Source organism: Massilia sp. Mn16-1_5 (assembly GCF_004798585.1).
Taxonomy (GTDB): domain Bacteria; phylum Pseudomonadota; class Gammaproteobacteria; order Burkholderiales; family Burkholderiaceae_D; genus Telluria.
On the sequence record NZ_PPXQ01000005.1, the window covers coordinates 308239 to 315827 of the forward strand.

At 64.6% G+C, this 7589-nt stretch carries 7 protein-coding genes and 1 tRNA gene; 1 reads left to right on the forward strand and 7 read right to left on the reverse strand.

Annotated elements, in window-relative coordinates; all coding sequences use genetic code 11:
* Positions 1–4: 4 nt before the first annotated feature.
* The 7 genes from C2862_RS08245 to C2862_RS25905 form a co-directional block, all read right to left on the reverse strand.
* On the reverse strand, positions 5–1633 hold the full coding sequence (locus tag C2862_RS08245) for a M28 family peptidase (RefSeq protein WP_136219633.1): 1629 nt from the start codon (positions 1631–1633) through the stop codon (positions 5–7).
* Positions 1634–1817: 184 nt separating this feature from the next.
* Positions 1818–2204 (reverse strand): hypothetical protein, encoded by a 387-nt coding sequence (locus C2862_RS08250; protein WP_136219634.1) that lies wholly within the window; start codon positions 2202–2204, stop codon positions 1818–1820.
* A gap of 221 nt (positions 2205–2425) precedes the next feature.
* Entirely contained in the window at positions 2426–3793 is a 1368-nt protein-coding gene (locus tag C2862_RS08255; protein ID WP_136219635.1) for an HD-GYP domain-containing protein, read from the reverse strand.
* 266 nt (positions 3794–4059) lie between these two features.
* Positions 4060–4458 (reverse strand): KGG domain-containing protein, encoded by a 399-nt coding sequence (locus tag C2862_RS08260; protein WP_136219636.1) that lies wholly within the window; start codon positions 4456–4458, stop codon positions 4060–4062.
* Positions 4459–4714: 256 nt separating this feature from the next.
* Complete coding sequence (locus C2862_RS08265; RefSeq protein WP_136219637.1) at positions 4715–5296, reverse strand: PEP-CTERM sorting domain-containing protein; 582 nt, start codon at positions 5294–5296, stop codon at positions 4715–4717.
* A 27-nt stretch (positions 5297–5323) separates the two neighbouring features.
* Complete coding sequence (locus C2862_RS25900; protein ID WP_267873522.1) at positions 5324–6007, reverse strand: alkaline phosphatase PhoX; 684 nt, start codon at positions 6005–6007, stop codon at positions 5324–5326.
* Positions 5968–6816 (reverse strand): alkaline phosphatase PhoX, encoded by an 849-nt coding sequence (locus tag C2862_RS25905; protein WP_267873523.1) that lies wholly within the window; start codon positions 6814–6816, stop codon positions 5968–5970. The genes C2862_RS25900 and C2862_RS25905 overlap by 40 nt, the downstream gene beginning before the upstream one ends.
* Before the next feature lie 235 nt (positions 6817–7051).
* Here C2862_RS25905 and C2862_RS08275 point away from each other — a divergent pair.
* Positions 7052–7142, forward strand: a tRNA-Ser gene (locus C2862_RS08275).
* Positions 7143–7589: the final 447 nt, after the last annotated feature.

A 7589-nucleotide genomic window follows, 5' to 3' on the forward strand; every position in this document is an offset into this window, starting at 1 on the left:
GGATTCAGCGCTTGACGCTGCCGAAGGCATCGCCCGCCTTCCACGTCGGCATGGCCGGCGCATTCGCCACCGCATAGCCCAGGTTCAGCGTGAACTGGGCCTGCTGCGTCATGCCCGACAGGTCCCAGTCCGCGTGGTACTCGTCCGTCACCTGGTGGTAGTCACCCTTGTAGCCGACCATGGCGGCGCTCGCGTGGGCCTGGTCGTGCTCGAAGGTGAAATGGCCGTCGCCCGAGAACACGGCCGAGCCGACATTGAAGGCCGGGACGCCGGCCTTGGCAAAATTGAAGTGGTCGGCGCGGAAGTAGGCGCCCGAGAGGTCGGGAATGGTCGGGGCCAGTTTGAGGCCCATCTTCTTCGCCACCTGGGCCGCGGTGCCGTACAGGCTGCTGCGCTCGGCGCCGGGCACGCCGATGTCGCGGGTACGCCCGACGAAGTTCAGGCTGTCGAGGTTGAGGTCGGCGGCGGTTTTCGACAGCGGCACGACCGGATTGGCGACGTAGCCGGCGCTGCCCAGCAGCCCCTGCTCTTCGGCGGCCGGCCACAGGAAGACCTGGGTGCGGCGCGCCGGCTTGCGCACCGCCTCGGCCGCCATCGCCAGCAGCGCGGCGCTGCCGGTGGCGTTGTCGACGGCGCCGTTGAAGATGCGGTCATGCCCTTCCGGCAGGTTCTGGTCGATGCCGAAATGGTCCCAGTGCGCCGAGTAGACGACGGCCTGCTCCTTCAGTTTCGGGTCGGTCCCGGGCACGATGCCGACCACATTGTATTCCTCGACCTGGCGGATTGCCGATTTCACGGCCACGCGGGCGCGCGTCTTGAGGTCGACCGGAGAGAAGTCGCGGCGTTCGGCGCGGGCGCGCAGCTGGTCGAGGTCGAAGCCGGCGCTTGCGAACAGCATGCGCGCCATGTCTTCGTGCAGCCAGCCCTCGATGCGGTTGCCCTGGCCGGCCAGGTGGAAGCGCTCGTGCGAAAAACTGTTGGCCGGCACGCTCCAGGCGTAGGAAGCCGAGGGCGTCGTGTGGATCAGCAGCGCGCCGGCCGCGCCGCGGCGCACGGCTTCCTCGAACTTGTACAGCCAGCGGCCATACCAGGTGTAGGCCTTGCCGGCGAAGCGCTGCGGCTCTTCGCCCGTCGGCTGCGGGTCGTTGACCATCATGACCAGGATCTTGCCCTTGACGTCGACGCCCTTGTAGTCGTCCCACTTCTCTTCCGGCGCGCTGACGCCGTAGCCGACGAAGACCAGCGGCGCGTCGAAGGCGACATCCGTCTGCCCGCTGGCCGTGCCGAACACGATGCCTTCGCCGATCTTCGGATCGAGACGCTTGCCTCCGGCCTCGAAGCTGACCGCGCTGCCCGGCAGCAGGCGCGTGCCTTCGATCGCGACCTTCTGGCGGTAGCCGCCACCCGGCATCGGCTTCAGGCCGAGCGCAGCGGCCTGGGTCTCGAGATAGCGCACCGTCAGCGCGCCGCCGCGCTGGCCGGTGCCGCGTCCTTCGAGCAGGTCGTCGGCCAGGAAGGACAGGTGGGCGCGCAGTGCCGCTTCGGAGACGGCGGGCGCTTCCTGCGCGAAAGCACTGCAGGACAGGCTGAAAGCGGCGCAGGCGGCCGCATGGATCGGGGAACGAAGGCGCATGGGATGGTGTCGTCGGTGATTGAAAAGACGACACCATGTTACCGCACGGCTTCAGGCGCACGAAGCGCCATGCAAGCGGCCAGATGACTGGCACGGCGGCCTGGCACGGCAGAGGTCAACTTTCCGCCGCTAAAACAAGGGCCTGGTCCACGACGCATGTTCGTGGTCAGGATGGAAGTAAGGCTCAGCGCTGGTCGTCGTCCTTCAGACCGCGACGGCTGGCGTCGTCATACTGCTGTTGCGAACCGCCACGGGTATTGCTGGCCTGGTTATCGGCCTGGCTGGCGCCGCTCTGCTTGTTGCCGGCGCTGCCGGATTGGTTGTTGCGCACGCTCTGCTGGCTCATCGAGTCGTCCTTGGGATTGCGCAAATTGCCGCCTTGCTGGCTTCCCTGATTGACTTGATTGCCGCGCTGCTGGTCCAGATTGCCGCTCTGCTGGCTTCCCTGGTTGACTTGATTACCGCGTTGCTGGTCCAGATTGCCGCTTTGCTGGCTTCCCTGGTCGACTTGATTGCTGCGCTGGTTATCCAGATTGCCGCCTTTGTTGCCGCTTTGGTTGTTCGCTACCATTGCTGCCTCCTGTTATCAAGTAATCCCACGCTCGTTCGGCAGGACAGGCGACCATGCTATTCAGCACAGCCTCTCCGGGCCACTCTGACCCGGCCGTCGCCGGGTAAGAATATGCTTTATAGCCCTGTAGGATCAGTCTTTCGATCCCACGTAAATGTTCTTGCAGGAACGTTCACCGTGAGGGCACACGTGTCGGCCCGCCGGCGGCGCATCCGCCGCGGTTAGAGTGGCACGCGCGCCAATGCGTCCCTGAGCGCCTGGAAGCAGCGCGGGTCGAGCGCCGTGCCGACCGTCTTTTCCATCATCTCGAGCGCCTGCGGTATCGGGATCGCGCCGCGATAAGGACGCTCGGCGGTGATGGCGTCGAAGATGTCCGCGGTGGTGATGATGCGGGTTTCGAGGTCGATCTGGTCGCCCGCGAGGCCGCGCGGATAGCCGCCGCCGTCGAGGCGCTCGTGGTGCGCGCCGGCGATGCGGCCCAATTCCGCGAAGGCGCTGATCCGTTCAAGAATGGTCTCCGTGTATTCCGCATGACGGCGAACCGCAGCCCATTCTTCGCGGTCGAGCGCACCCGCCTTGTCCAGCACGCTGTTGCTGACGCCCAGTTTGCCGACGTCGTGGAGCAGCGCGCCGCGCTTGAGCCAGCGGCGCCGCTCGGCCGGCAATCCCAGCGCTTCGGCGATCATGTCGGTGTACAGGGCCACGCGGCCGCTATGGCCGCTGGTATAGGGGCTTTTCGAGTCGACCACCTGGCCGAACGCGGCAGCGATGTCGTCGAGGTAGTCGTCGTCGAGCGGGGTCGTATGTTCGGCCGGCTCCATGGCGAACACGGTCTTGTCGAGCTCGCTGGACGCGAGCATGCTCCAGAAATCCGCGCGCTGCGCGACGCGTTCGAAAGCCGCGACGAGGCGTGGGTCGAACCAGCTGCCGGCGCGCGCCCGCGCTTCCTTCAGCGCCGCGTTGCGTCCGCCTTCGGCATGGAACACGTCGATCACCTGGGCCAGCAAGGCGATCCGCGAATAGACCGGAATCGCCTCGCCCGCCAGCTTGGCCGGCTTGCCCCTGCCGTCGAAATGCTCGTCGAGACTGTAGATGCCATCCGCAACGCGTTCGGGAAAACGCAGCAGGCGCGCAATCTCGGCACCGCGCGAGCAACGGGTCACGATCATTTCCTGGGCAATCGCCGGGCCGTCGCGCAGGATGGTCATCACGCTGCGGAAGCGCTCGGCCAGGCCCGCTTTCAGGCCGGTATGCTTGAGCACGAAGCCGAGCACCTGCGGCAGGCTGTCGCCCACCGTCTTGAAGTCGCGCTTGAAGTCGAGATCGTCGGTGAGGTACAGCTCGCAGATGCGGGCGGCATTGCTGCTGCAGCCGAGGTCCTTCAGCAGCAGCGTGTAATACAGCTCCCAGAGCTGTTCGGTGCTCATCCCGGCGTCGCGCCCGATGTGCATGCCGATCCAGCAGACCCGCACACAGTGCCCGGCCGGCTGGCCTTCGGTGATGTCGAGCGCGTAGCTCAGCGAGCCGATCAGCTCGGATAGTTTCAGTTCGGTGGGCTGAACAGTGGCAGCGTAGGGGAATCGATCCATGGCGTCTTATTGCCAAATTGAAAGATTCGATTGTACGCAGCAATACTCAAGCACGCTGCCGAAATCGTTCTCGGGCTATGTTCGCCAGCTGAATTGTGCAGTTCTGTCGCCAGGCAACCACGTCGCGCAAGCACGAAGCGCCGCGCAACCGGTAGGGAACCGGCGCTACGGCGTTGGCACGGCCAGGAGGGAGAGTTCCCGCCGCTAACTAAATGTGAACCCGGCCACCCGGTGATCAGTCGCCTGGCCAGGCGAACGACGCACGCTTAGCGATTGTTGTCGTTCTTGTGGCTTTGACGGCCGGCCTCGGCGTGCTGCTGAGGCGAGCCGCCGCGGGTATTGCCACCCTGGTTGCTGCCCTGGTTTCCACCTTGATTGCCGCCGCTCTGCTGGTTGCCGCCACCACCGGATTGGTTGTTGCCGTCGTTTTTGTGGCTCATCGAGCCTGCACGGCGTGCTTCTTCCGAATTGAATTCGTGGGCGTTGCCCGAAGCGTGCGCTGCACGGCCGCCTTCGCTGGCGATCTCGCGCTGACGCTGTGGATCCATCGATGCGAAACCGCGGTTGCTGGTATCGCCGCTCTGCTTGCTACCCTGGTTACCCTGGTTGCCGCCTTGATTGCCCTGGTTGCCGCCCTTGTTGCCGCCTTGGTTATTTGCTGCCATAGTTGCCTCCTGTAATCAAGTGAAGTGCCCGCCTATGTCGGCTGAGACGGGGTCTATCGTAGTCAGCGCAGGGTCCGCTGGCCACTACATCCCGCCCGTTGTCCGGTAGGACTACGCCCTATCGGCTTGTCGTCCCAGCCTTCCGGCCTCGGAAGTAACTTTGCTCTTTTAACGGCAACATCGCCCAACAGGTAGCCAACTTGATATCATCCTTGAAATGGAACACCGGCCAAAACCGGTGCTCCATGGAGCGAGATCAGCCCTGTTTGCGGCGACGTACGGCCATCAGTCCGGCCATGCAAAGGGCCGGCAGCATCAGTGCAAAGGTGGACGGTTCGGGCACTTCGGCGCTGATCACGAAGCTGTCGCCGACGGCCAGTCCGCGCGTGTCGAGCAGCCAATCGGCGCCGCCGGCCAGGGCCAGCGGATTACCGAAGTGGAACTCGGCCCACTCGGGCGAGGCGAAGGAAATACTGGCGTAATCCAGGCCGCTGCTGACGCCGCCGAGCGTGCCGAAGGTCGGCGTCACACTGCCGGCGGACAGGTAGGAAATCCCCTGCAGGTTGAAGTGAAAGCCGTTCAGCGCAGCGCCGCTCAGGTTGCGCACGATGGCATTGAGGCTTAGCGGGCCGAGCAGGTCGGCTTCCTCGATCTGGAAGCGCAGCGTGGTCGGGCTCAGATGCGCCAGGTCGAGGTCGAAAGACACGGCGCCGGGCGTGCTGTAGCCGGTGACGGTGTTGGCGGGCGAGCCGTTCGAATCGAGCAGGAGCGCGGCATGGGCCGAGCCGGAGAAGGACAGAGCGGCGGCGAGCACCGCGGCGAATTGAGTGAGTTGCATGATGGTTCCCTGGTTGTCGTCGAGGTTTTAGAGCGGACCCTTGGCCCATGGGCCGGCGATGGCGAAGGTGATGCCGGGCGTCTGGATGTTCACGAACAGGTAGCGACCGGTCGGATCGAAGCAGGCGCCGGCGAATTCGTTGCCGCGGTGATCCCCGGCCAGGCCGGCCTGCTTGCCCGCAGCTTGCAGGCCCACCTCGCTCAGTACGACATTGTTCTTGGCAAAGATGTAGGCATCGCCCTGCCCTGTGATGCCCATCAGGCGCTGGCCGAAGCCGAAGGAATCGGTGGCGGCGGTCGAGGCGTCCTCGCAGACCAGGATCGCGTTGCGCGGGCTGACCGTCAGGTTGTCGCCCATGTTGCCGACGAGCGGGCTCGGGCTCGAGTAGATGCAGCTCAGCGTTTGGGAGGCCAGGTCGAGCTCCCAGATCGCACCGCGCTGGACGGCGCCGCCCGAGGTATCCATCACGAACATCTTGCCCTGCGCATACCAGATGCCCTCGCCGCGGTTCATGCGCAGCGCACCCAGCTGCCAGCCCTGGACAAACGGACCGGCGGCGTTCGTGATGGCGACACCGGTCTGGCCGACGGCATTGCCGCGGTTCGCATCCGGGTCGGCGACCGGCACCCATTCCAGCTCGTAGCGCGCATTTAAAGGCGCGCTGGCCAGGTTCACGTTCGGCATGCCCTTGACCTTGGCCATCTGCAGCACGCCGCCCAGCGCCAGGGAGCCGTGTGCGCCGTTCTTGACGTCTGGCACATAGCGATAAAGCCCGACTTGCCCGAGCTGTCCTCAGTCTGGTACACGTTGCCGGTCGCCGGATCGACGGCCGCCGCCTCGTGCGCGAAACGGCCCATGCCGACGATCGGCAGGCCGGTGGTACGCGCCGGGTCCGAGTGCACCTCGAACACATAGCCATGCTTCTTGCCGGCCACGCTGACCGCATCCGAACCGACTTCCTCGCAGCTGAGCCAGGTGCCCCAGGGCGTGATGCCGCCGGCACAGTTGGTCTGCGTGCCGCCCAGGCTCGGCGTCATGCTGACCCAGTTACCGTCGCGGAAAATCAGATTGGTCGTGCCGCCGCCAAACTTGCTCGACGAGCCGGCCGTGTTGTTGCCGCTGTCATAGACGCCGGGCGCATTGATGAAGTTGCCGGCCGAAGTCGCGCCGATCTCGTGGTTGCGCACCAGCACCAGTTCGCTGCTGCGGCCGACCTTGCGCGCCACGACGACGCCCATGCCGTCGTGCCCGCCCGGGCAAGCGAGCCCATTGGCCATCGTATCGCCGCGCCAGCCGAAGCTTTTATAGGTAAAGCCCGGCGGCAGCTGCAGCAGCGGCAGGCCGGTGGTGAGGTCGGCGGTCGGGCGGATCGGGCCATAGGGGCTGTCGATCAGCGCGGTCGAGCCGTTGGCGGCGCGGGTTTGCTGCGACTGCAGCGCCATGAACGCGCCCACGAAAGGCAGCGCCGACGCCCCCTTGAGCAGATTACGCCGCGACGGCGAAAGGTCTTTGTTGGTCATGCTGTGCATCTCCGAGTAGTTGAAGCGAGCCGGGTCTTCCGGCGGAGGTAGTCGGTACAGCCCGGCTGCGCAGCGGGGATGCATGCATTACAACAAACAAAAATGTCCGTTCGATGACAGCAAAATGACAAGCTTGCCTTTTTGCTGAGGTGTGGCTGGGGTGATGGGCGGGGATTGTGCTTGAACTGACGAGAATTGTTGCTATAATAGGCGGCTTCGCGAGAGCGGAGCATCAGGAGAGATGGATGAGTGGTTTAAGTCGCACGCCTGGAAAGCGTGTATAGGTTCATAGCCTATCGGGGGTTCGAATCCCCCTCTCTCCGCCAGGAAACAATGCAAAAAGCCAACCCTCGGGTTGGCTTTTTGCATTGTTTCCTGGCGGAGAGAAGCAGGGCCCCTGCGGGCCCTGCGCGGGGGATTCGAAGGCCTCGCCCCTACCGGGGCGTGCCTCTTCGAATCGTCCATCTGCCGTCGCCCGCAGGGCGACGGCGCCGCGCGCCGAAGGCGCGCGCTGTAACACCAGCTCACACGCCTCCTTTGCTCAATCGATGAGACCGCGTGGGCACAAGTGTGTTTAGCACAGAGACATAGGTAACACCTGTCTAGAGACATAGGTAACACTTTTATGATCATTGCACAGCCAACGAATGGAGTGTGCGATGCCTTGGAAAGAATGTTCCCAGATGTCTTCTAAACTCGAGTTCGCAATGTTGGCGGCAGAGCCCAATATCGACATGCAGGCCCTGTGCCGGTCTTTCGGCGTCAGCCGAAAG

Coding starts and splice junctions, on each gene's coding strand:
- C2862_RS08265 (WP_136219637.1), bottom strand. CDS start 5,296: ATGCAACTCACTCAATTCGCCGCGGTGCTCGCCGCCGCTCTGTCCTTC.
- C2862_RS25905 (WP_267873523.1), bottom strand. CDS start 6,816: ATGACCAACAAAGACCTTTCGCCGTCGCGGCGTAATCTGCTCAAGGGG.
- C2862_RS08250 (WP_136219634.1), bottom strand. CDS start 2,204: ATGGTAGCGAACAACCAAAGCGGCAACAAAGGCGGCAATCTGGATAAC.
- C2862_RS08260 (WP_136219636.1), bottom strand. CDS start 4,458: ATGGCAGCAAATAACCAAGGCGGCAACAAGGGCGGCAACCAGGGCAAT.
- C2862_RS08245 (WP_136219633.1), bottom strand. CDS start 1,633: ATGCGCCTTCGTTCCCCGATCCATGCGGCCGCCTGCGCCGCTTTCAGC.
- C2862_RS08255 (WP_136219635.1), bottom strand. CDS start 3,793: ATGGATCGATTCCCCTACGCTGCCACTGTTCAGCCCACCGAACTGAAA.